The 25,087-nt window shown below is 39.4% G+C and carries 26 protein-coding genes, 17 tRNA genes, 1 rRNA gene and 1 pseudogene; 11 read left to right on the top strand and 34 right to left on the bottom strand.

Translation table 11 applies throughout. The features are described from left to right. Positions 1 to 40: 40 nt before the first annotated feature. Complete coding sequence (gene queG / locus GPS65_RS09790) at positions 41 to 1,189, bottom strand: tRNA epoxyqueuosine(34) reductase QueG (protein WP_041816180.1); 1,149 nt, start codon at positions 1,187 to 1,189, stop codon at positions 41 to 43. 83 nt (positions 1,190 to 1,272) lie between these two features. On the opposite strand from queG, the gene GPS65_RS09785 reads away from it, so the two are divergent. Next, on the top strand, positions 1,273 to 1,869 hold the full coding sequence (locus tag GPS65_RS09785; protein WP_238389090.1) for a hypothetical protein: 597 nt from the start codon (positions 1,273 to 1,275) through the stop codon (positions 1,867 to 1,869). A 98-nt stretch (positions 1,870 to 1,967) separates the two neighbouring features. On the opposite strand, the gene GPS65_RS09780 is transcribed toward GPS65_RS09785, so the two are convergent. The 7 genes from GPS65_RS09780 to GPS65_RS09750 form a co-directional block, all read right to left on the bottom strand. Next, positions 1,968 to 2,041, bottom strand: a tRNA-Gly gene (locus GPS65_RS09780). A 127-nt stretch (positions 2,042 to 2,168) separates the two neighbouring features. After that, a complete protein-coding gene (locus GPS65_RS09775) occupies positions 2,169 to 2,849 on the bottom strand; it encodes a hypothetical protein (RefSeq protein ID WP_119124617.1) in 681 nt (226 codons plus the stop codon). 80 nt (positions 2,850 to 2,929) lie between these two features. Continuing rightward, complete coding sequence (locus GPS65_RS09770) at positions 2,930 to 3,211, bottom strand: hypothetical protein (RefSeq protein ID WP_012009367.1); 282 nt, start codon at positions 3,209 to 3,211, stop codon at positions 2,930 to 2,932. Next, positions 3,208 to 4,113, bottom strand: a complete 906-nt coding sequence (locus tag GPS65_RS09765; protein ID WP_119124616.1) for a PqqD family protein — start codon at positions 4,111 to 4,113, stop codon at positions 3,208 to 3,210. The genes GPS65_RS09770 and GPS65_RS09765 overlap by 4 nt, the downstream gene beginning before the upstream one ends. After that, positions 4,097 to 5,563: a hypothetical protein gene (locus GPS65_RS09760; RefSeq protein ID WP_119124615.1), complete on the bottom strand. Its 1,467-nt coding sequence runs from the start codon at positions 5,561 to 5,563 to the stop codon at positions 4,097 to 4,099. Before GPS65_RS09760 ends, GPS65_RS09765 begins: the two co-directional genes overlap by 17 nt. Then, positions 5,541 to 6,287, bottom strand: coding sequence for an ABC transporter ATP-binding protein (locus tag GPS65_RS09755; RefSeq protein WP_041815311.1), 747 nt, complete (start codon positions 6,285 to 6,287; stop codon positions 5,541 to 5,543). The genes GPS65_RS09760 and GPS65_RS09755 overlap by 23 nt, the downstream gene beginning before the upstream one ends. Positions 6,288 to 6,402: 115 nt before the next feature. Next, positions 6,403 to 6,615, bottom strand: a complete 213-nt coding sequence (locus tag GPS65_RS09750; RefSeq protein ID WP_012009371.1) for a hypothetical protein — start codon at positions 6,613 to 6,615, stop codon at positions 6,403 to 6,405. 765 nt (positions 6,616 to 7,380) lie between these two features. Between GPS65_RS09750 and GPS65_RS09745 the strand changes: the two genes are divergently transcribed. After that, positions 7,381 to 8,676, top strand: coding sequence for a homocysteine synthase (locus tag GPS65_RS09745; RefSeq protein ID WP_012009373.1), 1,296 nt, complete (start codon positions 7,381 to 7,383; stop codon positions 8,674 to 8,676). Between the two features lie 106 nt (positions 8,677 to 8,782). Here GPS65_RS09745 and GPS65_RS09740 read toward each other — a convergent pair whose 3' ends face one another. From GPS65_RS09740 to ltaS, 3 genes are all read right to left on the bottom strand, one after another. After that, on the bottom strand, positions 8,783 to 10,138 hold the full coding sequence (locus GPS65_RS09740) for an IS1182-like element ISBpu1 family transposase (RefSeq protein WP_012008915.1): 1,356 nt from the start codon (positions 10,136 to 10,138) through the stop codon (positions 8,783 to 8,785). A gap of 104 nt (positions 10,139 to 10,242) precedes the next feature. After that, positions 10,243 to 10,809: a signal peptidase I gene (gene lepB / locus GPS65_RS09735; RefSeq protein ID WP_041815306.1), complete on the bottom strand. Its 567-nt coding sequence runs from the start codon at positions 10,807 to 10,809 to the stop codon at positions 10,243 to 10,245. A gap of 157 nt (positions 10,810 to 10,966) precedes the next feature. Continuing rightward, positions 10,967 to 12,907, bottom strand: a complete 1,941-nt coding sequence (ltaS, locus tag GPS65_RS09730; RefSeq protein WP_012009359.1) for a lipoteichoic acid synthase — start codon at positions 12,905 to 12,907, stop codon at positions 10,967 to 10,969. Positions 12,908 to 13,439: 532 nt separating this feature from the next. Between ltaS and GPS65_RS09725 the strand changes: the two genes are divergently transcribed. The 6 genes from GPS65_RS09725 (at position 13,440) to GPS65_RS09705 (ending at position 16,210) form a co-directional block, all read left to right on the top strand. After that, a complete protein-coding gene (locus tag GPS65_RS09725; RefSeq protein WP_012009358.1) occupies positions 13,440 to 14,243 on the top strand; it encodes a DUF2262 domain-containing protein in 804 nt (267 codons plus the stop codon). An 18-nt stretch (positions 14,244 to 14,261) separates the two neighbouring features. Further along, positions 14,262 to 14,402 (top strand): hypothetical protein, encoded by a 141-nt coding sequence (locus GPS65_RS19455; protein ID WP_238389089.1) that lies wholly within the window; start codon positions 14,262 to 14,264, stop codon positions 14,400 to 14,402. Continuing rightward, complete coding sequence (locus GPS65_RS09720) at positions 14,357 to 14,947, top strand: DUF1963 domain-containing protein (protein WP_313958013.1); 591 nt, start codon at positions 14,357 to 14,359, stop codon at positions 14,945 to 14,947. The genes GPS65_RS19455 and GPS65_RS09720 overlap by 46 nt, the downstream gene beginning before the upstream one ends. 65 nt (positions 14,948 to 15,012) lie before the next feature. Next, positions 15,013 to 15,282, top strand: coding sequence for a hypothetical protein (locus GPS65_RS09715; protein WP_041815304.1), 270 nt, complete (start codon positions 15,013 to 15,015; stop codon positions 15,280 to 15,282). Between the two features lie 122 nt (positions 15,283 to 15,404). Further along, the gene (locus GPS65_RS09710) at positions 15,405 to 15,596 is read left to right on the top strand and encodes a hypothetical protein (RefSeq protein WP_088003881.1); all 192 of its coding nucleotides are present in this window, start codon (positions 15,405 to 15,407) and stop codon (positions 15,594 to 15,596) included. 56 nt (positions 15,597 to 15,652) lie between these two features. Continuing rightward, the gene (locus tag GPS65_RS09705) at positions 15,653 to 16,210 is read left to right on the top strand and encodes a histidine phosphatase family protein (protein WP_119124613.1); all 558 of its coding nucleotides are present in this window, start codon (positions 15,653 to 15,655) and stop codon (positions 16,208 to 16,210) included. An 18-nt stretch (positions 16,211 to 16,228) separates the two neighbouring features. Here the strand turns inward: GPS65_RS09705 and GPS65_RS09700 are convergent, their stop codons facing one another. The 21 genes from GPS65_RS09700 to rrf all read right to left on the bottom strand — a co-directional run bounded on the left by GPS65_RS09700 (position 16,229) and on the right by rrf (position 21,084). Further along, positions 16,229 to 16,933, bottom strand: coding sequence for a hypothetical protein (locus GPS65_RS09700; RefSeq protein WP_119124612.1), 705 nt, complete (start codon positions 16,931 to 16,933; stop codon positions 16,229 to 16,231). 64 nt (positions 16,934 to 16,997) lie between these two features. Then, a complete protein-coding gene (locus GPS65_RS09695) occupies positions 16,998 to 17,429 on the bottom strand; it encodes a DUF7832 domain-containing protein (protein ID WP_119124611.1) in 432 nt (143 codons plus the stop codon). A 147-nt stretch (positions 17,430 to 17,576) separates the two neighbouring features. Next, a complete protein-coding gene (locus tag GPS65_RS09690) occupies positions 17,577 to 18,371 on the bottom strand; it encodes a phosphotransferase (RefSeq protein WP_119124610.1) in 795 nt (264 codons plus the stop codon). 425 nt (positions 18,372 to 18,796) lie between these two features. Further along, complete coding sequence (locus GPS65_RS09685; protein ID WP_119124609.1) at positions 18,797 to 19,222, bottom strand: hypothetical protein; 426 nt, start codon at positions 19,220 to 19,222, stop codon at positions 18,797 to 18,799. 255 nt (positions 19,223 to 19,477) lie between these two features. Further along, positions 19,478 to 19,559, bottom strand: a tRNA-Leu gene (locus GPS65_RS09680). A 36-nt stretch (positions 19,560 to 19,595) separates the two neighbouring features. Further along, a tRNA-Leu gene (locus GPS65_RS09675) sits at positions 19,596 to 19,684 on the bottom strand. 13 nt (positions 19,685 to 19,697) lie between these two features. Then, positions 19,698 to 19,768, bottom strand: a tRNA-Cys gene (locus GPS65_RS09670). 5 nt (positions 19,769 to 19,773) lie between these two features. Next, positions 19,774 to 19,848, bottom strand: a tRNA-Gly gene (locus GPS65_RS09665). Between the two features lie 7 nt (positions 19,849 to 19,855). Further along, a tRNA-Gln gene (locus tag GPS65_RS09660) sits at positions 19,856 to 19,927 on the bottom strand. Positions 19,928 to 19,936: 9 nt separating this feature from the next. Continuing rightward, positions 19,937 to 20,012, bottom strand: a tRNA-His gene (locus tag GPS65_RS09655). Between the two features lie 30 nt (positions 20,013 to 20,042). Continuing rightward, positions 20,043 to 20,116, bottom strand: a tRNA-Trp gene (locus GPS65_RS09650). A gap of 9 nt (positions 20,117 to 20,125) precedes the next feature. Further along, positions 20,126 to 20,210, bottom strand: a tRNA-Tyr gene (locus tag GPS65_RS09645). Between the two features lie 15 nt (positions 20,211 to 20,225). Continuing rightward, positions 20,226 to 20,298 (bottom strand) — tRNA-Thr (locus GPS65_RS09640). Between the two features lie 6 nt (positions 20,299 to 20,304). Continuing rightward, a tRNA-Phe gene (locus tag GPS65_RS09635) sits at positions 20,305 to 20,380 on the bottom strand. An 18-nt stretch (positions 20,381 to 20,398) separates the two neighbouring features. After that, positions 20,399 to 20,475 (bottom strand) — tRNA-Asp (locus tag GPS65_RS09630). Positions 20,476 to 20,497: 22 nt separating this feature from the next. Continuing rightward, a tRNA-Met gene (locus GPS65_RS09625) sits at positions 20,498 to 20,574 on the bottom strand. A 15-nt stretch (positions 20,575 to 20,589) separates the two neighbouring features. Beyond that, positions 20,590 to 20,665, bottom strand: a tRNA-Val gene (locus tag GPS65_RS09620). 32 nt (positions 20,666 to 20,697) lie between these two features. Further along, positions 20,698 to 20,772: transfer RNA gene (locus GPS65_RS09615), tRNA-Glu, on the bottom strand. Between the two features lie 17 nt (positions 20,773 to 20,789). Continuing rightward, positions 20,790 to 20,880 (bottom strand) — tRNA-Ser (locus GPS65_RS09610). Between the two features lie 4 nt (positions 20,881 to 20,884). Beyond that, positions 20,885 to 20,959, bottom strand: a tRNA-Asn gene (locus tag GPS65_RS09605). A gap of 9 nt (positions 20,960 to 20,968) precedes the next feature. After that, a 5S ribosomal RNA gene (gene rrf / locus GPS65_RS09600) occupies positions 20,969 to 21,084 on the bottom strand. A gap of 189 nt (positions 21,085 to 21,273) precedes the next feature. On the opposite strand from rrf, the pseudogene GPS65_RS09595 reads away from it, so the two are divergent. Then, positions 21,274 to 21,684: pseudogene (locus tag GPS65_RS09595) on the top strand (transposase); the annotation flags it as partial. A gap of 114 nt (positions 21,685 to 21,798) precedes the next feature. On the opposite strand, the gene def reads toward GPS65_RS09595, so the two are convergent. Further along, on the bottom strand, positions 21,799 to 22,356 hold the full coding sequence (def, locus tag GPS65_RS09590; protein ID WP_088003895.1) for a peptide deformylase: 558 nt from the start codon (positions 22,354 to 22,356) through the stop codon (positions 21,799 to 21,801). Between the two features lie 112 nt (positions 22,357 to 22,468). Continuing rightward, positions 22,469 to 22,657, bottom strand: a complete 189-nt coding sequence (locus GPS65_RS09585; RefSeq protein WP_041816227.1) for a YjcZ family sporulation protein — start codon at positions 22,655 to 22,657, stop codon at positions 22,469 to 22,471. Positions 22,658 to 22,891: 234 nt separating this feature from the next. Between GPS65_RS09585 and GPS65_RS09580 the strand changes: the two genes are divergently transcribed. Both GPS65_RS09580 and pdhA read left to right on the top strand, forming a co-directional pair. Next, the gene (locus GPS65_RS09580) at positions 22,892 to 23,560 is read left to right on the top strand and encodes a YkyA family protein (protein ID WP_119124796.1); all 669 of its coding nucleotides are present in this window, start codon (positions 22,892 to 22,894) and stop codon (positions 23,558 to 23,560) included. A gap of 410 nt (positions 23,561 to 23,970) precedes the next feature. Further along, on the top strand, positions 23,971 to 25,086 hold the full coding sequence (pdhA, locus tag GPS65_RS09575) for a pyruvate dehydrogenase (acetyl-transferring) E1 component subunit alpha (RefSeq protein WP_012009823.1): 1,116 nt from the start codon (positions 23,971 to 23,973) through the stop codon (positions 25,084 to 25,086). Position 25,087: the final 1 nt, after the last annotated feature.

Here is a 25,087-nt window from a genome sequence, read left to right as displayed (position 1 = left end):
TTAAAATCTCTGTTTGGTTCATTCTATGTTCACAGGGATGTTATTTAGTATTTAAAGGTGTCTGTAAAAGCTCAATCCCTTTCACAATCTCCTCTTTTGCTTCTTCATCACTTTCCCGTTCAAGGGCTTTTTCCAGCTCTGGAAGCTGCTGATCGTCGCCAATTTTGCCAATTGCCCAAGCAGCCGTTCCCCGAATGACCGGTCTTGGGTCCTTGTGCATCAACTCAATTAACACTGGTAAGGCAGAGGTATCTTTAAAATGAGCGAGTGCCAAAATTGCATTTCGCTGAATCGGCTTTTTCCCCCGCCATGAACCTGAAACATGACCGTATTTTTCTTTAAACTCACGATTACTGATCGTAAGAAGCGGCTTTAAGAGCGGCTTCGCAATTTCTGGGTCCGGCTCCATTTCAGGATGCAGGTGAAAGTCCTTTCCTTTATTGATCGGGCAGACAATTTGGCACGTATCACACCCATACAATCGATTTCCTATTTTCGAACGAAATTCGTCAGGCAAAAACCCTTTTGTTTGCGTTAAAAAGGAAATACATCGTTGTGAATTCAGTTGCCCTGGATTCACAAGTGCACCAGTTGGACACGAATCGACACATTTATTACACGTCCCGCACTGGTCTTCAATTTTCTCATCCGGTTCAAAGGGGACATTTGTGATCATTTCGGCCAAATACACATAAGACCCAAACTCTGGCGTGATAATCATACAGTTCTTCGCACTAAAACCGATGCCAGCGCGTTCCGCTACTGCACGATCAGACAGTTCACCTGTGTCCACCATTGATTTTGTTCGGATGTCGACATGTTTGCTACGCAAGAATTCTTCAAGCATGTCGAGCTTTTTTTTCAGCACAACATGATAGTCTGTTCCCCAAGAGGCACGGCAGAAGATCCCTCTTCTTGCATCCTTTGTACTTCGAGGAGCATCTTTCATTTTAGAAGGATATGCGAGCGCTATCGCAACAATTGATTTGGCCTTCGGAAGCAGCAAAGAAGGGTTTGTTCGTTTTTCGATATCAGGCTCTTCAAAGCCTGACAAATACCCTAACGATTCATGTAAGATGAGGCGGTCTTTTAATGAATCAAATGTATCAGCACTTGCAAATCGGATTTTATCAACACCAATTTCTTTCGCATATTGAATCAATTCTTCTTTTAATTCTCCAACATGAATCACCTTGCAAACCTCCTTTCTTTGTTTCTTCTGTTGTTTTCAGTATAATACGAGTGTATCACGACCGATTGGAGTGAGTCACTGTGAAGATACATATGGAAATTTCTCATCCTGAAAACCCGTCTATCCATGTTGGACAGATTGAATATTCTCATATTGAAGTTGGCACATCCCCTCAAATGTTAAAAGGCCGGTTACGCCTGTTTCAAGAATCTTTATTCTTTGAATACGAAGATAAAGTCTTAGAGGAAGTACCAGCAATCAAAGAATGGACGGATCTTTTAAAAGACGTTCCTTTCCTGCCAATTCTTGCGGATATCCAAAAGGAACAATTTATTGACTCGACCAATTCCGTACAGGATTTGTCGATCTTTTTCTCTTTAAAATATTTCTTGCCTATATTGACCTTCGATGCTGATCGCGTAGAAGAGCCACTTTCACTAGCAAAACATGAGACTGGTCACATTGAATGGCAAGACAAAGCAGGACTTAAAGGATTATTTTCTCAACCAAGTAAAGCTCACATTTCTCAAGGCACAAAAAACATTCTGCAAATTATCCTGTTTCCGCCATCTATTTCCCGGGAAAAGAGTGAAGCTCTCATTCAATCCTTGACGAAGATGTTTGTACAGATACATGGTGGAGAAAGTAAATATGAACTTATTGAAAAAGCACTTTAGATTGACAGTGCTTTTTCACATTATACTGACATAATAAAAAACGCAACACTTCGTTTATCTATGAAACGAAATACTGCGTTATAAACAAAATTATGTATTGGAGCGGGTGATGAGAATCGAACTCACGACATCAGCTTGGAAGGCTGAGGTTTTACCACTAAACTACACCCGCATCAATTTTTAAAAAGCAACGTCATCGCGTTGACTTTTATTATGTTACAACTTTCTTAACAATTCGTCAAGAGAATATGAAGATTTTTCGTCAAAAAACTTCATATTCTCCGTATATATTACGATAGTTATTTATCGAGTTGCAAATACACCAAATAAGCCTGCTTCACATTTTTTAATTCTTCTTTTAGAATCTTTTCAGAATTTGTTAAACCAGAAAACTCATAGTTCATTCCAGTCGTGATGGTAATAGAAATTAATTTTTTCTCTCCAGGAGACATGTGAAAAATATCTGTTTCTGATATCGTTGTGTTTCCTCCCACGTCCTGTTTAAAATCAACGCTAGTGGCGAGCTTCGTTTGTTCGCTCTGCTCCTTATCTTTCCACAAGCTATACGTTACTTTTAGCAGATCATCTTTTTTCTCTTCTAGCTGATAGATAAATTTGACACTGTTATCGACACCATTTTGATGAAGTTTCAGGGTAATTTTTTTTGTATCTTCTTTCAATAATTGTCCATCCTTGTAATGCAAACCGATCAAGGAAACACTTTTGACACTTTCTTTTAATCCCTTCACTGTCATCGCTTCAAATGATTTATCTGATAATGATTCCAGAAGATTTTTTTCATTTTTTGTTAGTTTCATAGGTTCGATAGTTATTTCATTTTGAGTTGCTGTTTTTTTATTTTTTTCTGTTGCAGGTTTTTCTGATACCGTCTTCTCAGTTTGTGTGGTTTCTTCGGCCTTCTCGCCGCATCCTGCTAATAGAACAAAAGTGAATATAAGAACACTCCATTTTTTTAACATTGAGATCCCCTTTGATGTTTTTTATTTTCTATTATACTAATATTTGGTTTAATATACAAAAAAAGATTAGGAGAATTCTCCTAACCTTTCGCTTTTTTCTGCTTCATGGCTGATAAGATGGCCACAATGAGAAAACTCGCGGCAAAAATCACCATCATATAAATAAAAAAGTTTGGCTTGATCTGAAAAGTAAATGCGGATGAACCTTCCATCTCAAAAGCGAGGCTGTTAAATAATAAAGCATCATTCGTTTTTGATTGAAATAAATGATAGAACAATACACCGATTGTCAGCATCGGAAAGCCTAAAAACCCAAGAAAACCACCAACAATTGCACCTTGTTTCATCGCCTGTACGTTCATGATCGTTGTCCTCCCATTCCCCCAAGCAATAGCTGCTTCATAATAGATTTACCATCCCCCATAAAAGGAAGAAGATAGAGTAATTGAATAAAATACGTGATAGAAAAAATAAAGAAACCTGTTGAAATTGGATTTTCTTTTAGACATAATACGGTCAAAATGATCCCTGCTGCTCCGATCACACCTGGGACAAGCGGCCCAAGCAAGGTAATCCATACCTGCTTTTTCTGAAACGGATCTAATACAGGTCTCACAAATTTCACAGACATCATATCACTCGCAAAAAAACCTTGTGGACCATCCCGTCCCGCAAATTTACGATGCGCATAGCCGTGTGCTGCCTCATGTAAGGCGGTCCCGGTAATTAATCCAAAATAAATAATTGTAAAATAAATCGCAATGGCTGCAATTGATCGATCAGGAATGAATAAAAAAGCGATTCCTGCCATGACCATAAAAAGCATCCAGAAAAAGATGATTTTACGTGTCACCATGAGTAATGCTGTCCCAAAAATATGAAGGAACGAGTGACCAGTGCAATCAAATCGTTCCTTCATTTTCAATTGATACTGTTTGAAAAATTGACAGCAAGCTGTCACAATCCGATACGGTGATTGATAATGAATAGACAGTAAATGATGCTGATTCAACCCCATCATCAGTTGATAAAAGTCTCGAGAAATCACAGACTCATCGACTTGAAACAAATCGGCGAGCTCTGCTGTAATACTCGCTTCTGTCCTTTTGCCATCTACTTTCGTTAACATATGATAGGCACTTTCATTAATCGGGAGTGTGCTTCCATATTGCGTATCCGTGAGATGTCTCTTTTGTAAAGTCACATACGGCGCGAGTGCCGGTACCCGCTCAATCTTTAGCTTATTGTTAAGAAGTTGAATCATGTGAATACCTCCATGAAAAACCTTTATATATGGCAAAGATGAGCAGACCTTCAAATGCAGCTACAAGCAGCCACTGAAGCGTTTGACTCGACTCCCCTATGACATAGTTTCCAATAAAAACAATTGGAATCATGAGTAAAATAAGTGCTCCAAATGAAAAAATGCCTGTGTAGGGATTGTTCCGATCAAGCGGAAGTAAAATACCTACCACATAAAAGAGCGCAGTGGCATTGCATAGCACAGCGGCCCCAATCAATACGTTCCAAACTTGATCAGGAAGGGTCAGCGTTGTCAGCATGAAGATGGCAATTTGCATTACACCAACAAGCAAAAGCCCGATAAACTTATACAGAGCCACTTCCCACGATCTTAGGCCAAATGTTTTGTACATCCCCAGCATTCGTTTATCATTGCCAAATGAATTGAAGGCGGTTAATCCAGCGAGAGCACAGAGAACAAAAAATGCTTCTTCTTCAAAGCGGAACCCAAACTGATAACGGACGAATAAGATCACAATGAGGAGAATGAGAAAATTTAAAATGTTTTCTTCATTTCGCACCTGTGATTTCATTTCCTTTACAATCAGTGACCATTTTTTTGAAGAAGAGAACGGCAATTTGTTTAAAAAGGTTAACGCTTTTTTCTCTGCCATAATCGGCATCATCGCAAGAGAAAGAAAAGCGCCACACGTCGATAAAAGGATAAACAGAATCAAGATTGCATAGTTTACCCCTTCAGGAGACATTCCTTGAGCCACTAAGAAAAACGGTGCTGTGAAATACATCAAATGATAATCAAACTGTATATATGATTGCTGAATTTGACTTATATCAAAATGCGTCATTCCATACGCTACAACCAGTGCTAATAAAACAAAGATCGCTGCAAATTTTTGCAACGGTAATTTTAATTTTAGAACGACCAAATACGTCATATTGTAAATGAGTTGCAAAAGCATTAAGACAAAAAGCGATTGCAAAATCACCATCAAAAAGAACGTAACAATAAAATAAACACCTATTCCCTGGGCAATAAAATTAGGTAAAAGCAGAATACCGATAAAAAATAAAACAAGCCCTGCCACCACTGTCACCATCGGAATAAAGTATCCAAGGCTTTTCTGAAAAGTAGAAAGCGGGAACCAGCTGAGCTGCATAGAAAAACGGTCTTGCTCAGGCGTTCTGACCTTGATCAAAATGAATAACAGACTTGTAAAGATGGATGCATTGATCGCCATTGACACAACGAGTAATCCAAGTGAACGTTCATCGCCATGTAAGAATGCCTTCATAAAGACACCCGTAAAACTGTATCCGATGATGGCGCCCATTGTGACGGCAAATAAAAAGAATAAGATCACAATGATCCGCTTCGTCTGAGTATCAAAGAGCTTATACATCTCCTGCTGCCACATTTTAAGCATCATTCTAGAAATGATTAATGATTTCATCAAAATGTGCACCCCTATCACTTAACATTGAAGCTTTCAGAAACACCTGTTCCAATGTGCTTGATTGATACTTCTCCTTTAAGGCTGAGACCGTTCCTTCATCCATTTTATTTCCCTTAGAAATAATGGCGATTTTATGGCACAGCTCTTCCGCTGAAAGCATATCATGCGTTGAAAGCAAGATCGCACCATGGTGCTCGGCATAACGTTTCATCAGTTTCTTTGTGTTTATAACCGCTTCAATATCAAGTCCTCTAAAGGGCTCATCCATAATCACCAATTGACTATCAAGCATAAAGGCGGCAATCAGCTGTGTCTTTTTTTTCATACCATGTGAATAGGTTTCAATCGGTCTTGATAAAGCTGAGTCCATATCAAACAGTTCAATTAGTTGATTTCTTCTATGAATTGTTTTACATTCATACATAGAAGAAACAAAATCTAAATATTCAGCACCAGTCAATGCTTCAGGGAGCAGCAGATCATCTGGAACATAGGCTACTTGTTTTTTAAAGGATGGTTCGTCATTTGTGACGTCCTGCAAAAAAATCGTTCCTTCTGTATGCTTGATGATGCCGAGTATACAGTTAATCATCGTTGTTTTACCAGAACCATTCGGTCCAGCGACAGCAACGATTTGATGAGGGTCGATCTTTAAATGAAAATCTTTGACAGCAGTCACGTTATTTTTATACGTCTTGGTTAATTTCTCGATCGTAAACATATAACCTCCAAGTGTCTGCATATTCTTTAAAAACAGATCAGGCTAAACCGCCCGCCACAGACGGTTTAGCCCTGGTGTCATTTCATAGAAGTAAAAAGATGAATCCTAAGTATAGCTACTTACATTCAATTTGGACTTTTAAGCCACTTTCCCACTGAACGGCTCCTGTAAAGCTACCCTTGCCGTTAGCTATACACCAAACTGCTGCTCCTAGAACAACTGTTGCTCCCAATCCAAGAAGGACAGCAACAAATACTAAGAACCAAGCTTGGTCCATAATAGCAGGTTCCATAGTGGAATAGTCAACTTGCGGCGCTGCATAAGTCATACTTTTCACCTCCCAGCTTATGATGATCGTATCATAGGCTCTACTCTCCAAGCATCAACAGAAGATCCCATTTTTGACCGAACGTACTTTTGGGTAAAATGTGACTTTTTATTCAATTCTTCACTTTTAAGTGTAGAACCTCTAACTTATTATCTAGATTTTCCCACCCCTTAAGAACCACCAAACCCATATAATGGCAATAAAAGCTTCATTTTTTGAAATAGTCCTTATTTATCAATCCCTTTATATATTCTTTCTTTTTTGTGAAATAGAAAGAATTCCCCCGATATATCAGATAAAAAAGTCCTGATTATATGTCGTTAACACATTATTTATGAAATATTTACTGATAATTCCGACAAAAGAGTGAGTCTATTTTCCTTCTTCTCTTGTCACTTAAAATATGTATATACAAGAAAGTCCGTTGGGAAAAAAGCCCTTCCTTTTCTTAAGTCACATTCAACATATGATTCGCTTCTTACTATGAAAGAGCAATACAACATAAACATTCCATGATTTCACTAGCTGTCAATGATTAATTGCTTTCAAAAAACGGATCCGTATTCTCTAATGAAACCATCCCTCTTTTTCATCCAGCATGTCCCTACCTTTTCTTATTGAAATAAAAAAGCCTATCAACTTTATTTATTATTTTTTCAGATTTATCTAAAAAATGATTGACCAAGCATGAAACAAGATTTATAGTCTTATTAAATATTTCTTATCAAAGTAGTTGGTTCTATCTAACAAAAGGAGGATACACACATGTCAGAAGAACGTCCATTCCGTTTAGAAACGAAAGCCATTCACGCAGGTCAGGAGCTTGATTCAGCAACCTATTCAAGAGCCGTGCCTATTTATCAAACAAGCTCTTTCGGTTTTAGAGATAGTGAGCATGCGGCGAATTTATTCGGACTGCAGGAACCCGGAAATATTTATTCTCGCATTATGAACCCTACAAATGACGTCTTTGAAAAACGGATCGCCGAGCTTGAGGGCGGCATTGGTGCACTTGCTGTCTCTTCTGGACAAGCAGCGACCACTTATTCTATTTTAAACATTGCAGGAGCTGGCGACGAAATTGTCTCATCCAGCAGCCTTTATGGAGGCACGTACAATTTATTTGCTCATACACTCAAAAAACTCGGCATTACAGTGAAATTTGTTGATTCATCCAATTTAGAAGAACTCGAAGCAGCCATTACAGACAAAACGAAGGCAGTGTATGCAGAAAGCATTGGGAATCCTAAAGGCGATATTCTACATATTGAAGCCATCTCAACCATTGCACACAAGCACCATATCCCGCTTATTGTGGATAATACACTTGCAAGTCCTTATTTATTAAGACCAATTGAGTTTGGTGCAGACATTGTTGTCCATTCCGCTACGAAATTCATTGGCGGTCATGGTACATCAATTGGCGGTGTCATTGTCGATAGCGGCAAGTTTCCTTGGGCTGACAGTGATAAGTTCAAGGGGCTGACTGAACCAGATCCAAGTTATCACGGTCTGACGTATACCGAAGCAATTGGAGAAGCGGCTTATATCACAAAAGCACGTGTGCAGCTCTTACGGGATTTAGGAGCAGCCTTATCACCTTTTAACTCATTTTTACTTTTGCAAGGCCTAGAAACTCTGCATCTGCGCCTGGAGAGACATAGTGAAAATGCATTAAAAACAGCGCAATTCTTACAAGATCATCCTCTTGTAGATTGGGTAAGCTATCCAGGTCTTGAAAGCCATGAATCTTATGAGCTTGCTCAAACCTATTTGCCAAAAGGACAAGGCGCTATTCTCACATTTGGTATTAAAGGTGGACGAGAAGCAGGTAAAAAACTCATTGATTCCGTTAAGTTATTTTCACACCTTGCAAATGTGGGCGATTCTAAATCACTCATTATTCATCCTGCCAGCACAACGCATCAGCAATTAAGTGAAGCAGAACAAATAGCGACAGGCGTCACACCAGAGCTTATTCGTTTATCTGTTGGAACAGAAGCGATTGAAGACATTATCGCAGACCTTGAACAAGCAATCACAAAAAGTCAGGCTGAATAAAATAGAAAAAGCACACTGTGGTGTGCTTTCAGACCGTAGACAAACCCTACCTTTACTTCAAGTAAAAGTGGGGTTTTCACATTTTTTTTGAAAAACATCATGTGTTTTACGCTGGACATGGTACTTTCCATGTCCAGTTTGCTAGTTTTTTAAGGTTCATGGCAGCGAAAGTAAGCATCGCTTGCATTGAAACTTTTTTTAGTCCACGAAGTTTCGTCCAACGCATACCATGCTTTTCTTTTGCATCCGCAAAAACGCGTTCAATCGTTTCTTTCCGTTTTGCGTAGATGCTCTTATTTATTTCAGTGAGTCTCAGATTGTCTGCTTCATCTAGATAATCCTGCCAAATATGCCGATGAATTTGTTTGGTGTGGTTTTGACTTTGGGTACAGTTATCTAAAAACGAGCAGGACTCACATACTTCTGAATCGGATACATATTGCTTATAGCCTTCTCTAGTCGTTGTACGATAAGAGAGAATTTGCCCGTTGGGGCAAATGTAACAATCAAAATATGCATCATATACGTATTCATTCTTTTTCAAATAACCAGCTTTTGTTCTTGGACGAGTGTAGGGCATGACAGGTCTTATCTCTTGATCCATTAAGAACTTAGCGATGTAAGGTGTTTTATACCCCGCATCTACTGCGACTACATTTGGTTTTCCGACTTTCTCTGTCACTTTTGATACGAGTGAATCCAACATACGACTATCATGAACATTTCCGCCTGTGACCAGCGAGCCTAAAATAAATCCTTTTGAATCACACGCTGTATGAAATGAATAAGCAAATGACTTTTCACGTTCATCCTTTACATAATAGCCACTCTCTGGGTCAGTTGTACTGACCTTGATTTCTTTTGTTTCTTCTTTATTCTGTAGGGGTAAGGGCTTTTTTCCATGTTCTTCACGATCAATATTGATCTCTTCATGAAGCTGATTTTGATAACTTCTTGTCTCAACTCGAACGATTTTCTTTTCAAGTTTTTTCTTATTGGCGTTCGCTTTGACATGAGTCGAATCAATGAAGGCGATAGACGGGTCAACGAGCCCTTTTTTCATCGCTTCTCTTAAGATTCGATAAAAAATTTGTTCGAATAAATCTGTATCGTGGAAGCGTCTCACGTAGTTTTTACCGAAGGTAGAAAAGTGCGGAATTTTCTCCGAAAATCCATACCCAATAAACCAACGATAAGCCACATTGGTTTCAATTTCTTTAATGGTTTGACGCATGGAGCGAATGCCAAATAGATATTGGATTAAGACCATCTTAATGAGAACAACAGGATCAACACTTGGTCTACCATTATCAGAACTATAATGATCTTTGACAAGATCATAAATGAAATCGAAATCGATTGCTTGTTCAATTTTCCGCACAAGATGATCTTCAGGCACTAATTCATCTAAAGCCACTACTTCTAATTGATTTCTTCTTTCTTCTTCACGTTTCGATAACATGTTTATCCCCCACAGATTATTGTTATTACCCTTATTATACAAAAAAGCTTGTAGACTTTGTCTACAAGCTGAAAGCACACTGTGGTGTGCTTTTTTACGTGTTATTAATCGTTAAGTAGTCGAACGTCTTGGAAAGGATAAAACACAAATGATGTCGTTCCTTGAATATCACTCTTTGTAAAAAGACCTAAGCCATTGCGACTGTCCATTGAATTTTGACGATTGTCACCCATGACAAAATACTTTCCTTTTGGTACAGTAAGAGGACCAAAATCAGGTGTCAACAAGATGCCATCTGCTGCTGCTTTCTTTTTGTTTGACGCTAAGTAAGGCTCAGCCACTTTTTGACCATTGACATACAGTTGGTCATTTTTCATTTCAATTTTATCACCAGGTAAACCAATTAATCGTTTAACATAATGAGTGCTGCGGTCTTCCCCATCAAGAACAATGATCTGTCCCCGCTTATAATCACCGAAGTAATCAACCGTTTTATTCACAAAAACCCGTTCTGTATTATGCAATGTTGGTTCCATAGAGGTTCCTTTTACAATGTACGGTGCGAATAAAAAGTTACGAATGATAAAAACAGCGATGAATGCGATTAAAATCGCTTTAAGCCAGCCCCATACTTCTGACTTCTTTTTTTGTGTTTTTGTATTTGTTGTCATAAGCTCCTCCTGAAATCCCCTAGGACGAAATGAGTTTCTGCCAGCTTTACGCCAGCATTTACTCTTGTATCACCCTAAATATAAACAAATTTTGCCAACAAATCAAGCGATGAGAGAGAAAAAGGCAAGCACCCTTCTGTGCTTGCCCAAAACTCAGTTACTTAGCAGAAGAATCCTCTTCTTTATCTTTTGATTTACCATAGAAATAATCAGATGGATTCACTGGTTTAAAGTCAGACAGCTTATGGAATCGAAGAAGATCCCTATAAAGCACTTTATCTGAAAGGCTTAACTGATTATCGACACGGGCTTTAATCGCCTCTGTCTTTTTATTTTGTTTCACAACTTTACCTGTTTTTGTATCGTAGACAGTGTTATCTACAAGTGTATATTTTGGTGTCACATAGTTTCCGTTACGAAATGCAACAGTTTGATCATGCTTCTTAGAGAATAGATCTGTTCCAAAATTCACATACTCATTTGAATCAATACCTTGTAAGTGAAGAAGCGTAGGCATCACATCTACTTCACCACCATACGTATGGTTCACGCCGCCCTGTTTGCCAGGAATACGAATCATGAGTGGTACACGCTGGTTTTGTGCATTTTGATAAGGTGTAATTTCTTTCCCTTGAATCTCGCTCATTGCACGGTTATGGTTTTCAGAAATACCATTATGGTCACCATATAATAAAATGACAGAGTCTTTATACATACCTGACTTTTTCAAGTCTTTAAAGAATTGCTCTAATGATTCATCTAGATATCTTGCTGTTTGGAAGTAGTTATCTACTGTTTTGTCACCAGTTGTTGCCTTAGCAATCGTCGCATCTTTTTCATCTAAATTAAATGGATAGTGATTAGTTAATGTCATTAAATGTGCATAAAATGGTTTTTTCATTGATTCTAGCATCGGAATTGATTCTTTGAAGAATGGTTTATCCTTCAGACCCATATTCACAAGATTTTCTTCATCCATGTTGTAATAGGAAGCATCAAAGAATTGATCATATCCCATATGCTTATAAATCGTGTCACGGTTCCAGAAAGATTTATAGTCGCCGTGAAGCACTGCGCTCGTATAGCCTGCTTTTTGATCTAGGATGGCAGGGAGTGATTGGTAAGTATTTTCACCTTTTGTCACAAACGCTGCTCCCTCTGGCAAGCCGAACATACTATTATCCATCATCAGCTCAGCATCAGCTGTCTTTCCTTGACCTGTCTGATGGAAGAAGTTATCGAAATACGTAAAGTCCTCTTTCCCATGAGCCAGCTTGTTTAAAAACGGTGTCACTTCTTCTCCATTTAGTTTGTAGTCAATTAAGAAAGACTGGAAGCTTTCTAAATGGATTTTAATAATGTTCTTCCCTTTAGCTTTACCGAAGTACTCTGCGTTTGGTTTCGCATAGTGAGAAGCTGTATAGTTGACAACATCCGTTAAATCTTCACTGCTCGCATTTGCTACCTGTGTTGCATTTTGTGCAGATTGTACTCCGTCATAAATCGTATAATTATAAACACCTAAATATTTGACAACATACTTATGATCAAAAGTTCTTGTTAATAATTCTGGACGATCCTTTTCAGCTAAATGAAGGTTTACAAAGAATAGTCCTACACCTGCAGCCACAATCAACAGTGCAAATGTCTTTTTCATTTGGAATTTCTTCACTTCTGGTCTCCAGATCACAATCGCAATCAAGATAATAATATCAAGGAAGTACAAAAGGTCATGTGGCTTAATACTAGATAACACACCGCCAGTCATGCCTCCTCCAAGATTGCCTGCTTGCTTCATTGTAGAGAAAGTCAAAAAGTCATCAAAGAAACGGTAGTACGCTACATTCGCATATAAAAGTGCGGTCATAATAAAGTCAATCACAATTAAAACAATGGCAGATTTACGACCCTTCAAAAAGAGAGCCAGTCCCAAAAACACAATGGCTGAACTAAATGGATTTAATAAAAGAAGACCCTCTTGAAAAGAACCTTTCACTCCTAAATTAAAGTCCATTTTGTAGGCTGCATACGATTTCGCCCAAAATAAAAGGACAGCCAATACAAAAAAGCTATATTTGTTCGCAAATATTTTTTTCATAAAACCTCTTCTTTCTTATTATCGTTCTAATATAAATGAAATCATAAAAAATTTACACTGATATTGCAAATGTAAATCTTCTTCACCAAGCATTCCGATGCTCTGTTTCCGCCGGATATGTGTGCTCCTTTAATATAACGTATGAGAAGCATCATAGGTTTCAAAAAAATTCGAGTAAATAAAAGGAAAAATATCCATTTACGTTTGATTTACATACACTTTGCAATTCAATGGATGAAGAAGGGTTTGTAAATCACTCAGTACTACTTTACTTTTTTCATCTATTCGTGTCAAAGTAATTATAAAGAAAAGGAAGAATCACCTAGGTCTTTCGACTCTTTATCCTAATTTTATACAAAATTCGCTACATATCTTATTCGTGTTTATTGTGACTCAACCTCAAGGCCATCCATGTATTTTCCCTTCTCTGACAATCTAAAAAAGTTTTAGCAGAAAAAGCTTGATTTCTCCTCCTCATATGCGGTGTGATAAAGATATAGATTTTCAACAAATCAGGCTGGAGGACATTCACATGAAACATAACAAACAAATAAACGCATTTGAAGAACGATTTTCAGAAGAAATAGTCCACATCATTGCTGTCACAGGACCTTCAGGAGTAGGTGCAGGAAAAGCCGGACAGGAAGCCCTTTGGACCGCTTCTATTCCACTAATTGCTTGGAAAGATAAAGACCTCATCACAACCGAAAACATAAGGCTATGTTGGTTAACAGATGAAGAGGGGTTAAGGGAAAAGCAGGCACAATTACATAAAGAATCAATTGTGACACTTCAGGTCCGAAAAGGTGAAGGTGAGTTCATGCTAGTATCACTTATCGATACAAATACACAGGATGAAGAGCTACAAGAGATTCTAGAAGAAGCCCAAAAACCTGTCTTTTATCATGATGACCTGCTAGGCACCTTTGAATTAGTGAAAGGACTAGACTTGTTTGAAACAACAATCCAATGGAGCAATGAAGAGTGCCTTCTCTACTTCAACCTCGAAGAAGACGAAAAAATAAACGACTCTCTTCGAACCGCTAGACAGCTCATGGAAGAGCAGAGCACATGGGATGCTTCTATTAAATCATTTGCAGCAAATCAACTGATTGAACTAGCTAAAGACTGGCAGGCACAAGATGACTCCGCCGAAACACAAGAAGAGCTTACGCTGGATCACTTTATAAGCCGCATCTCACTCGAAAGCTTGCATGCCTACCCAGATGGAGAGTTTGAGGTCTACTGTCACGACGGTGATTTATTTTGGGGACATGTCATCATTGTCTCAGGTAATATCAATGGCACCTTTCATGACGCTCACATTGCAGGCTAAAGATTGGAGGGGTAAGTAATGGAGATCAAAGCTTTTCATGAATTAAAACAAATAGGAAAAACACCCGTCATGGCTAAGATTGGTGGCTTTCGTCCTGATCCAACAGCACACAGCTGGCCGGTCATTTCTTCATCCACCCTGCTCAAGGCTGGCCCATAGATGAAGATGGTGCCATGATTCCGATCTTACAAATTCATTTACCTGAAGTGCCAGGAGGATTAAACGGATTCAATGAATGTAAATTGATTCAAATCTTTCTCAATCAGAAAGCACTTCCGATAGATATCACCAAAAACGGCGAAGGCTGGAAACTCATTGAATATTCAACTATGGATGGATTAGAAGTAGTTGAGACTCCCGAAGAAGTGAGAGGATTAAAACCCTTTCAAATTCAATGGAAGAAAAGTGAGCAAGAAGACCACCCTTGCTGGGAAGAAGCGTGGTCATACGTCGATTTATCAGAAGTAAATGAAAGTGATGCAGCGACAGAACACTTCTTTGATCAATACACCAATTATTCATTCACAAAAATTGGTGGGTATGGCGCATATATTCAATCCCCACCCCATCATCAACCAGGCGAATTCATGCTACAAATCGCCTCAGAAGAAAAACCTCGGTTTATGATTGGTGATAACGGCACGATGTATTTCTATTACGACAAAGACACAAAAGAATGGTTTATGCATTGGGATTGTTTTTAAAGTTTGATTGAATGAAACCTTCCCTCCTTCTAAGCGTAGGAAATAATATGGAAGGAGGAATTAACATGGGATTCATTTTTGATATCTTCTCACTAGCTGTGTATATTCCTTTTCTACAGGTAGATGAAGAGGATATTTCTCGAAACGCAAGCGAGCTCAAAAGGTATAGCTGGTTTCATGCATTATTAAATAATCCAGCTTACAGACAACTTATCATTTATCATCAAGATGTCAGACACGTCATTGGCAGATGTAACACGAATAAACTCCATCGCAAGCGATACAACTTAAAATGCGAACGCAAATTGCTAAAAGCATTACATCGTGCTATGTAAGAGCCGCACTATCCTGTGTGGCTCTTTTCATATATTCTTATGAAAAAAACATTTGACGCTTGGACAACTCTCCCCGTATATTATGTATAAATCCATCTTTTTCATAGAAAAGGGGGCTTCACATGCGCTTGTTTAAGTACTGGAAAAAAAAGCAGCAAACACAGCAGGTCACCTCTGAAAAACAAGAAGACAGCATCCCAATTAACTTCTCCGCACTTCCCTTTGGCACAGACACCGTAGATGATTTTTTGTTCAACTTAGACCTCACCTCGAAGCTCACAGATCCCTATAAAGAAATAGACCCGAACAAATGAACCTATCCTCATCCAATCCTGGATGATTTTTTTATACTCGATGAAAGGTGTGACCTATGAAAACATATTATATTGTTAGACACTGCCAAGCCAATGGACAATCCGAGGATGCGTCTTTAACGCCACAAGGCATCGCACAATCTCACGCACTAGCACAGTTCTTTTCCAGCATCCATCTCAACCAGATCATCTCAAGTCCCTATAAGCGAGCGATCCAAACCTCTGAACCTCTTGCTCATGCAAAACAACTCAGAGTCAAAATTGATCAGCGTCTTTCTGAACGTGTGCTAAGCCGCAAACCAATAGACGATTGGTATGAGAAACTAAAGCGCAGTTTTACGGACTTACATTTGACTTGTGAGGGCGGAGAATCAAGCCTTGAAGCCATGAATCGCATTGTAGAAGTACTCTACGAACAAATAAATTCAGAAAAAGATCATACGCTATTTGTCACACATGGCAATATCATGAGCTTGCTTCTTAAACACGCCGATCCCACGATTGGATTCAAAGAGTGGGAGAAACTAAGCAATCCAGATGTCTATGTCCTGACATATTACAAACCAGATCATGTAGAAATAGAGCGAATATGGCATAAAGAAACGGCAGAATGAACTCTGCCGTTTCCTCACCTATTGTTGATAATAAAAAGCCTCTACCCACTCATACGGCTTCTGACGCTCCGCACACCATTTCATAAAACCTCTTGTCTCCGTTTGCTGAAATTCCATCCAGTCTGATAAAAGCTGACCATAATAGGCTACTTGTTTTTCAACATTAGTGCGAATCCTCTTATCTTCAATCAGCATCATGACATCTTCAATACCTTGAATTCGCTCTTGGTCTTTCTCATAGGTGCTTAAATAAAGATCTTCATGTATATGATGATACGAATACCATAAAGCAGATAAATAGGTTTCGCAAATTTGAAAAATGACACGCTGCTCCTTGCTGCCTCCAAGCTCTAGTGCTTTCAATAAATAGGGCAGCCCTTCTCCCTGTTGCACAAACAAGCCTTGCCAGCGATACGGTCTCACATCAAACGGATCAACCTTCTCCCACTCTTGCAGAACAGGCTGAATCACCCCAATGATCAATGGATACACAAGCACATGATGACCATCGTCACACCGTTCAATTTTCTCAAATAGCCAAGCAACAAATGAACGCCGTGCTGCAAATTCATTCTCATTCATCTCTTCAACAAATAACTGGAGAACCTTTAACGCATCTTTACGCAGACCCTGTTCTTTCTTCACACAGTACTGTCTAAAAAGCGGATAATCATGTGACCTCTCGTCTTCAATGATGGTCTGTAAAATTGTCTTCATTTGCAAGTTAACAACTCCGCCTTTTTAACATTCTATTACTCATTTATAATTGAATCATAAATCTGATGTCTTAACGCTGATTTACCCAATCTAAATAACGTTTTTGAATCACTTTTTTGATTTTTTCGTAGTTCTCCCAACTATCTTTAACATCATATACATCTTCAGCTTCTGGAAATGTCTCCTCGTAGTCATCTAAATACAACCCATTTTCAAAATCGAAATAATCTTGGGCAAATTCATTTCCTTCATCATTCAGCATATCATTTGAAAACACTCCATCACAGTCCATATAAATTTGAGTCCCTGTCACTTCTCGTGATTTAAATTTTTGAATTTCACCCTCAATGTCTTCTTCAAATTCTTCACTGAACAAATCATTATCAATGATCCAACCCAAAAACATGCCTGTATGTACGAAGGCTTGTTCAATAGATAAGTCCTTTGGAAAATCCCCATCATAATGATATTTTGCTTTATCATAAACGATCACTTCAAACAACAATTCCAGCCCCCTTCATATCTTCTCTATTTCAAAAATAACTTTAGGTCTAGATAAAGTCAATTTCTTTTAGTCTCTTACGTAAGCGTGATAAGAGTGGTATAAACACCTAATTGTTCCTTCTCTTTTAGAGGGCCCTTGGCATCCTCAAACCCATTCTTTTCTGTGTTCATGAATGAATTGTATGTCTTTTTGATAATGTTCAAGGTGCCCCTCATCAATCATTTTTTGAAAAGCAATATCCCCGTCACTCGCTTTTCGTTTCATGTACTGACATAACCCTTTTAAACGCAGCAGCACCATCTCCACATAACCTTCTGCTATTTTCTCACCATAAGCTTCAAAAAACAGGTTGACTCTATACTTTATATGGCCTGCATGTTCTAATGCGTGATAATGAACGATCTCCCCCGCTTCATTGCGAAAAAATCTACTGAGAGGCACACATGTATAAAGGGTATAAGCGATATCCCAAAGTCTTGGACCCGGAGCAGCTACATCAAAATCAATGATCCCCACTGGCTTTTTATCTTTGAAAATAATGTTGTACATCGCAAAATCATTATGGCACACAACCTCTATGTTGTTAGGCGTATTGTCCATTCGTTCCCAATCGTCTGAAATGGGAAAATCACAAATAGCATCATGATACCGTCTAAGCATTCTCGCTATTTCTTTTAAAGCATTGTGAGAGCACATGTATTCTTCTAAGGGATCATGACCGGCTACACCTTCAATGAAGGACAAGATCTCTCGGCCTTTTTCATCAACCCCTAAAAACTTTGGAGCATAGGAGAAATTCTTTTTTTCTAAATGTTTCAGCAGCTTTCGTATATTGATATTGTCTGACTTTACTTCTCGACGAACCGTATCTCCCGAACGATAAACGTTCGAGACATTTCCACCTTTCAATAACTCCTCATGATTATTTTGTTTTTTCATAAATTCTCCCCCTCAAACTGGGTCACAATGATGATGTCAGCTAAAGATGTGAATGTACCCACAAATATTCATTTAGTTATTCAAAGAAAGTGCACTGTTTGATGTGAATGTGCTACACCGTTTTGTTTCCTTCCATGATTAAATGTATCTTATCAAATGTTGCAAATCATCTAAAGATTAATCTGCTAAAAGAAGTACATACTCTTTATTTTCTAATAGGTTTCTATTTTTTATTTAAATAACTCTTTTAAACCACAAAAAAACGCTTCACCACGAGGGTGGAACGTTAGGTTGACGGTAAAAACCGATTATGAAACTTTTAATAGATACTGGTGGCTGGGGTCAAACCGGCACTCCGCGATCAATTATTCCAAAAAGGCACGGTATCCCCTTTTAAAGTAAAGCACCTCTTAATAAAATAAGAATTAAAGTTCTTCTTGGTATATGTCTAATTTTATCGGCTTTAAACTCAAAGGTATTGTAAACTCATGAATACTTTCAATATGATTAAAAAAATGATCTATATCGTCATAATCCATTGACCATTCTTCTACCACCTTTAACTTTTTTAACTCGCTTGTTGGTTTAAATAAAAATTCACAGTGCAGTTGTTCCATGTGTGAATAATCATCTTCTTCATAAACTGTAAACTGACGTACCAAGTCAAAATGAAATAGTTCCTCTCCTGTAAAATTATAGACACCACACTGAAATAAAATTTCTTTATCTTCTTGGCCCTCAACAGTCTCCTTTGAAAAAGCTTTAAATGTTTCCCAAACCTTTTTTATATCATCGATATCTTCACCAATGCTATCTTTAAGATAACTTTCAGCATTTTTAACCGTAATCATTACAACACCACCTATGTACAATTTATACAATCCTTCTTCAATTATCCTGCCTCTTTAGTTTAATCATAAGGTAACCATCATTAAAGTAAAAGTTAATTTCCTTTGAACACGATTTGAAGAAATTTTTTCGTGTGAAAAATCAGCTAAAAAACAAATAAAAAAACGCCCTCCTACAATTTGTAGAAAGACGTTTGAAACGTAGATATTCCTTTATTCTTCTGTACTTGACGATCATAAAGAATATCTAAAAGTAGATACCGGTGGCCGGGGTCGAACCGGCACTCCGTGAGGAACACGATTTTGAGTCGTGCGCGTCTGCCAATTCCGCCACACCGGCATGATCATTAAAGAGCGCAACTTATAATTAAAAACATGGTGCCGAGGGCCGGACTTGAACCGGCACGGTAGTCACCTACCGCAGGATTTTAAGTCCTGTGTGTCTGCCAATTCCACCACCCCGGCAGTCTTTTCAAAAAGGCGACACCCGGATTTGAACCGGGGATAAAGGTTTTGCAGACCTCTGCCTTACCACTTGGCTATGCCGCCATTATTGGAGCGGAAGACGGGATTCGAACCCGCGACCCCCACCTTGGCAAGGTGGTGTTCTACCACTGAACTACTTCCGCAAATTAACTGGGCTAGCTGGATTCGAACCAACGCATGACGGAGTCAAAGTCCGTTGCCTTACCGCTTGGCTATAGCCCAATAATAAAATGGGGCGATTGATGGGAATCGAACCCACGAGTGCCAGAGCCACAATCTGGTGCGTTAACCACTTCGCCACAACCGCCATAGATGTTATGAATCATATTAAGAAAATTGGCAGGGGCAGTAGGAATCGAACCCACACCGGAGGTTTTGGAGACCTCTGTTCTACCTTTAAACTATGCCCCTATGAAAAAATGGTGGAGGGGGGCGGATTCGAACCGCCGAACCCGGAGGGAGCGGATTTACAGTCCGCCGCGTTTAGCCACTTCGCTACCCCTCCACATATGAAAAACAGTGCCGGCAAGAGGACTTGAACCCCCAACCTACTGATTACAAGTCAGTTGCTCTACCAATTGAGCTACACCGGCAAATAGTGGTGGCTCGGGACGGAATCGAACCGCCGACACACGGATTTTCAGTCCGTTGCTCTACCAACTGAGCTACCGAGCCATGTATTCTTTTTAAAAATGGCGGTCCGGACGGGACTCGAACCCGCGACCTCCTGCGTGACAGGCAGGCATTCTAACCAACTGAACTACCGGACCATTTTGGTTGTATAAAATTATTTGGTTGCGGGGGCAGGATTTGAACCTGCGACCTTCGGGTTATGAGCCCGACGAGCTACCGAACTGCTCCACCCCGCGATGATATAAAAGATATGGTGGAGGATGACGGGCTCGAACCGCCGACCCTCTGCTTGTAAGGCAGATGCTCTCCCAGCTGAGCTAATCCTCCAAATAAAAAACACTGGTGTATATTCTGTAAAATGGTGACCCGTACGGGATTCGAACCCGTGTTACCGCCGTGAAAGGGCGGTGTCTTAACCGCTTGACCAACGGGCCCTCTATTATGTAAATTGTGGCGGAGAGCAAGGGATTCGAACCCTTGAGACGGGGTTACCGCCTACACGATTTCCAATCGTGCTCCTTCGGCCACTCGGACAGCTCTCCAAATTGGCTCCGCAGGTAGGATTCGAACCTACGACCGATCGGTTAACAGCCGATAGCTCTACCACTGAGCTACTGCGGAATGAAGAAAGCCTGGCGATGTCCTACTCTCACAGGGGGAGACCCCCAACTACCATCGGCGCTGAAGAGCTTAACTTCCGTGTTCGGTATGGGAACGGGTGTGACCTCTTCGCCATCATCACCAGACAATTTAGTGACAAAAGATATTATACTATGTATTGAAAATAAATCAAGAGATATTTAAAAAATGTTCTCTCAAAACTAGATAACAATGTTCAAACTTCACAATAGAATATAGGTTAAGTCCTCGATCTATTAGTATCTGTCAGCTCCACGTGTCACCACGCTTCCACCTCAGACCTATCAACCTGATATGCATATTTTGATTGTTACATTTGCCCCAACGGGCAAATTCTCTCTTATCGTACAACGACTAGAGAAGGCTATAAGCAATATGCATCCGATTCAGAAGTATGTGAGTCCTGCTCGTTTTTAGATAACTGTACCCAAAGTCAAAACCACACCAAACAAATTCATCGGCATATTTGGCAGGATTACCTAGATGAAGCAGACAATCTGAGACTCACTGAAATAAATAAGAGCATCTACGCAAAACGGAAAGAAACGATTGAACGCGTTTTTGCGGATGCAAAAGAAAAGCATGGTATGCGTTGGACGAAAATTCGTGGACTAAAAAAAGTTTCAATGCAAGCGATGCTTACTTTCGCTGCCATGAACCTTAAAAAGCTAGCAAACTGGACATGGAAAGTACCGTGTCCAGCGTAAAACACATGATGTTTTTTCAAAAAAATGCGAAAACCCCACTTTTACTTGAAGTAAAGGTGGGGTTTGTCTACGGTCTGAAAGAAGACCCATAGGTTATTGGGTCTTCTTTTTATTTTATGATCTGCCGATCGCAACAGAGTTGTCTGGCTCAGCGAATGGCTGATCCTTTTGAATATGATCATAAAACATAATGCCGTTTAAATGGTCGATTTCATGCTGAAACACAATGGCTGGGAACCCTTTTAGGCGAATATCAATGTCCTCACCTTCAAGCGTTGTGGCCTTCACCCTGATTTTTTGGTATCGAGGGACAAATCCAGGAATGGCTTCATCAACAGATAAGCAGCCTTCACCTGTCGTTAAATAAGCTCTTTTGACAGAATGACTGACAATGCGTGGGTTGAAAAGGGCATAGCTGTATTCCTCTCCATCTTCATCCTCACAGTGAACAGCGATCATTCGTTTACTAATGTTAATTTGCGGAGCAGCGAGTCCAACGCCGGGTCTGAGTCCATACTTTTCAGCCATTTCAGCATCTTGACTATTTTTGACGAATTCAATCATATCAGCTAATTGCTGTTTTTCCTCTTCTGTTGGCGGGAGCTCGACCGCTTCAGCTGTTTGTCTTAAGACGGGATGTCCATCCCGTACGATATCTTCCATGGTAATCACAAATCTTCACTCCTATTTCCTTTGTATGTAAAGTATATAAAATGATACACAACATATGCAATGAAATAAAGAAGACCGGTCCTGTGAGACCGGTCAGAGGCTTAAACAGCCATTAGCAGCAGCCGCCACCGCCGCCTAAGAATGCTGCGCCAACGATGATTAATAGGATGAAAAGGACAACGATTAAAGCGAATGTGCGTCCTCCACCGTATCCGTACCCACCGCCATAACTTGGGTAACAACAGCCACCGCCATATCCACCACCGTATCCATATCCGTAACCGCCGTATCCACCATACATACTTCCATGACTATAATTAGACATACTTTTGACCTCCTTTGGAAATACACTCGGCCTCTCATAAGTGAAGGCGAAGCGTGTAATATAAACTATGTATGAATGCACTATTTGTATAGTCATGCGCCTATCACTTGAAAAAAATCTTCTTCGGCTCCTCAAAATGACCTCTTTCCTTGTCACAAACGCCTATAAAAATTATAGTGGTATGTGGAGATATAAAGGGGGAACCTTGTGATGAAACAAATAAGAAGAAGCATGAAAGCAGGTGCTGCTTTAGCGGGGATATGTACCCTATTGCTGACGGGATGCGGAGGTCAAAACCCGTTTCATGACATGCGAGAGGCAATGACGAAAATGAGCGAAAAAGAGGCATCCTTTGAAAAAGAGCAAGGTACACTGCAAAGCTATGAGAAAAAAGAGCAACAGCTCTATAAAAAAATGATTCAAACCACGAAGAATCACACAAAAACAGTGTCAAGCCTTTCTGATCAGGCGCTAGCATCTGCAGCGAAAAGAGAAGAACATTTGAAAACAGAAAAAGACAGCATGGATGAATCGAAAAAAGAATTGAAAACGGTCAAAGAATCTGCGGAACGTATACAAGATACGGATTTAAAAGAAAAAGCAGATAAAACGGTCAAATCGCTTGAGAAAAGATATGCATCGTATGACCAGCTTTACAAGGAATATCAAAAAGCGCTGAAACAAGATCAGCACTTATATAAATCTTTAAAGAAGAAGGACTTAGGATATAAAGAGCTAAAATCCAAACTGAAGACGGTGAACCGTTCTTATAGCAAAGTCAGAAAAGAAGGTAAAAAGTTTAATCAATATACAAAGCAATTGAATGAGCATAAACAGGCTTTGTCTAAAGCGGCAGATCAAGAGTCGAAAAAGAGCTGAAAAAACAGCTCTTTTTTTATTTTTCGACAAAAACAAACATTTTCTATTGTAGTACAGCAGTACACTCTATACTAGTACAGATGGAGTTGTTTGTTAAACAGATTGATACAGCTCACCATAAAAAGTAAAGCGAATACATTTATTTAAATAAAGCCGTTAAATCAATTGACGGACTATTTTTCTTGTTGTAAACTAGTCCTTGTTAACAGAAGTTGTATTAGTTATTTGTGAACTATCGTTAATACAGTTAGAAGAACTCAAAAACGAGTGATCATTCAATGTTTCGACAACGATCCCAGTGGCTATTATATACAGGAGTCATATGCGTATTTTGGGTTATCCTATATCTGTATGTATAAATGGATTCACGACAAATTGACTGTTAAAAGAAAGGAAGAGGTGACTTTAGAATGGCTGCAAAAACAAAAAAAGCAATTGTTGATAGCAAAAAGCAATTTGATGCCATCAAAAAGCAGTTTGAAACGTTTCAAATTTTAAACGAAAAAGGCGAAGTCGTAAACGAAGCGGCAATGCCGGATCTCTCAGATGACCAATTAAAAGAATTAATGCGCCGTATGGTGTTTACACGAGTATTAGATCAACGTTCAATTTCATTGAACCGTCAAGGACGTCTTGGCTTCTATGCGCCAACAGCTGGACAAGAGGCTTCTCAGCTTGCAACTCACTTTGCACTTGAGAAAGAAGATTTCATTCTTCCAGGATATCGTGATGTACCACAATTAATCTGGCATGGCCTTCCATTAACAAAAGCGTTCTTGTTCTCTCGTGGACACTTTGTTGGTAACCAAATGCCTGAAGATGTATATGCACTTTCACCACAAATCATTATCGGTGCACAAATCATTCAAGCTGCTGGTGTAGCTCTTGGTTTGAAAAAGCGCGGTAAAAATGCTGTTGCAATCACTTACACTGGTGATGGCGGAGCTTCACAAGGTGATTTCTACGAAGGTATCAACTTTGCAGGGGCTTACAAAGCGCCAGCGATTTTTGTTGTCCAAAACAACAGATATGCGATCTCTACTCCTGTTGAGAAGCAATCTGCTGCGCAAACAATTGCACAAAAAGCGGCTGCAGCTGGTATCGTAGGCGTACAAGTTGACGGTATGGATGCATTAGCTGTATATGCAGCAACTGCTGAAGCTCGTGAGCGTGCTGTTAATGGCGAAGGTCCAACATTAATTGAAACTCTTACATTCCGTTACGGCCCTCATACAATGGCTGGTGACGATCCAACAAGATATCGTACAAAAGAAGATGAAAACGAGTGGGAGCAAAAAGATCCATTAGTACGCTACCGCAAATTCTTGGAAAACAAAGGCCTATGGTCTGAAGAAGAAGAGAATAAAGTCATCGAAGATGCAAAAGAACAAATCAAACAAGCGATCAAAGAAGCTGACGAACAGCCTAAGCAAAAAGTCACTGACTTGATTGAAAACATGTACGATGTGAAACCATTCAACTTAGTTGAACAGCTTGAAATTTACAAACAGAAGGAGTCGAAGTAAG

Origin of the sequence: Bacillus pumilus, from assembly GCF_009937765.1 — a bacterium.
Classification (GTDB): Bacteria; Bacillota; Bacilli; order Bacillales; family Bacillaceae; genus Bacillus; species Bacillus pumilus_O.
This window is presented reverse-complemented; position numbering and strand designations above follow the sequence as displayed.

Coding starts and splice junctions, on each gene's coding strand:
- GPS65_RS09775 (WP_119124617.1), bottom strand. CDS start 2,849: ATGTTAAAAAAATGGAGTGTTCTTATATTCACTTTTGTTCTATTAGCA.
- GPS65_RS09770 (WP_012009367.1), bottom strand. CDS start 3,211: ATGAACGTACAGGCGATGAAACAAGGTGCAATTGTTGGTGGTTTTCTT.
- GPS65_RS09765 (WP_119124616.1), bottom strand. CDS start 4,113: ATGATTCAACTTCTTAACAATAAGCTAAAGATTGAGCGGGTACCGGCA.
- GPS65_RS09760 (WP_119124615.1), bottom strand. CDS start 5,563: ATGAAATCATTAATCATTTCTAGAATGATGCTTAAAATGTGGCAGCAG.
- GPS65_RS09755 (WP_041815311.1), bottom strand. CDS start 6,287: ATGTTTACGATCGAGAAATTAACCAAGACGTATAAAAATAACGTGACT.
- GPS65_RS09750 (WP_012009371.1), bottom strand. CDS start 6,615: ATGACTTATGCAGCGCCGCAAGTTGACTATTCCACTATGGAACCTGCT.
- GPS65_RS09745 (WP_012009373.1), top strand. CDS start 7,381: ATGTCAGAAGAACGTCCATTCCGTTTAGAAACGAAAGCCATTCACGCA.
- GPS65_RS09740 (WP_012008915.1), bottom strand. CDS start 10,138: ATGTTATCGAAACGTGAAGAAGAAAGAAGAAATCAATTAGAAGTAGTG.
- lepB (WP_041815306.1), bottom strand. CDS start 10,809: ATGACAACAAATACAAAAACACAAAAAAAGAAGTCAGAAGTATGGGGC.
- ltaS (WP_012009359.1), bottom strand. CDS start 12,907: ATGAAAAAAATATTTGCGAACAAATATAGCTTTTTTGTATTGGCTGTC.
- GPS65_RS09725 (WP_012009358.1), top strand. CDS start 13,440: ATGAAACATAACAAACAAATAAACGCATTTGAAGAACGATTTTCAGAA.
- GPS65_RS19455 (WP_238389089.1), top strand. CDS start 14,262: ATGGAGATCAAAGCTTTTCATGAATTAAAACAAATAGGAAAAACACCC.
- GPS65_RS09715 (WP_041815304.1), top strand. CDS start 15,013: ATGGGATTCATTTTTGATATCTTCTCACTAGCTGTGTATATTCCTTTT.
- GPS65_RS09710 (WP_088003881.1), top strand. CDS start 15,405: ATGCGCTTGTTTAAGTACTGGAAAAAAAAGCAGCAAACACAGCAGGTC.
- GPS65_RS09705 (WP_119124613.1), top strand. CDS start 15,653: ATGAAAACATATTATATTGTTAGACACTGCCAAGCCAATGGACAATCC.
- GPS65_RS09690 (WP_119124610.1), bottom strand. CDS start 18,371: ATGAAAAAACAAAATAATCATGAGGAGTTATTGAAAGGTGGAAATGTC.
- GPS65_RS09685 (WP_119124609.1), bottom strand. CDS start 19,222: ATGATTACGGTTAAAAATGCTGAAAGTTATCTTAAAGATAGCATTGGT.
- GPS65_RS09585 (WP_041816227.1), bottom strand. CDS start 22,657: ATGTATGGTGGATACGGCGGTTACGGATATGGATACGGTGGTGGATAT.
- GPS65_RS09580 (WP_119124796.1), top strand. CDS start 22,892: ATGAAACAAATAAGAAGAAGCATGAAAGCAGGTGCTGCTTTAGCGGGG.
- pdhA (WP_012009823.1), top strand. CDS start 23,971: ATGGCTGCAAAAACAAAAAAAGCAATTGTTGATAGCAAAAAGCAATTT.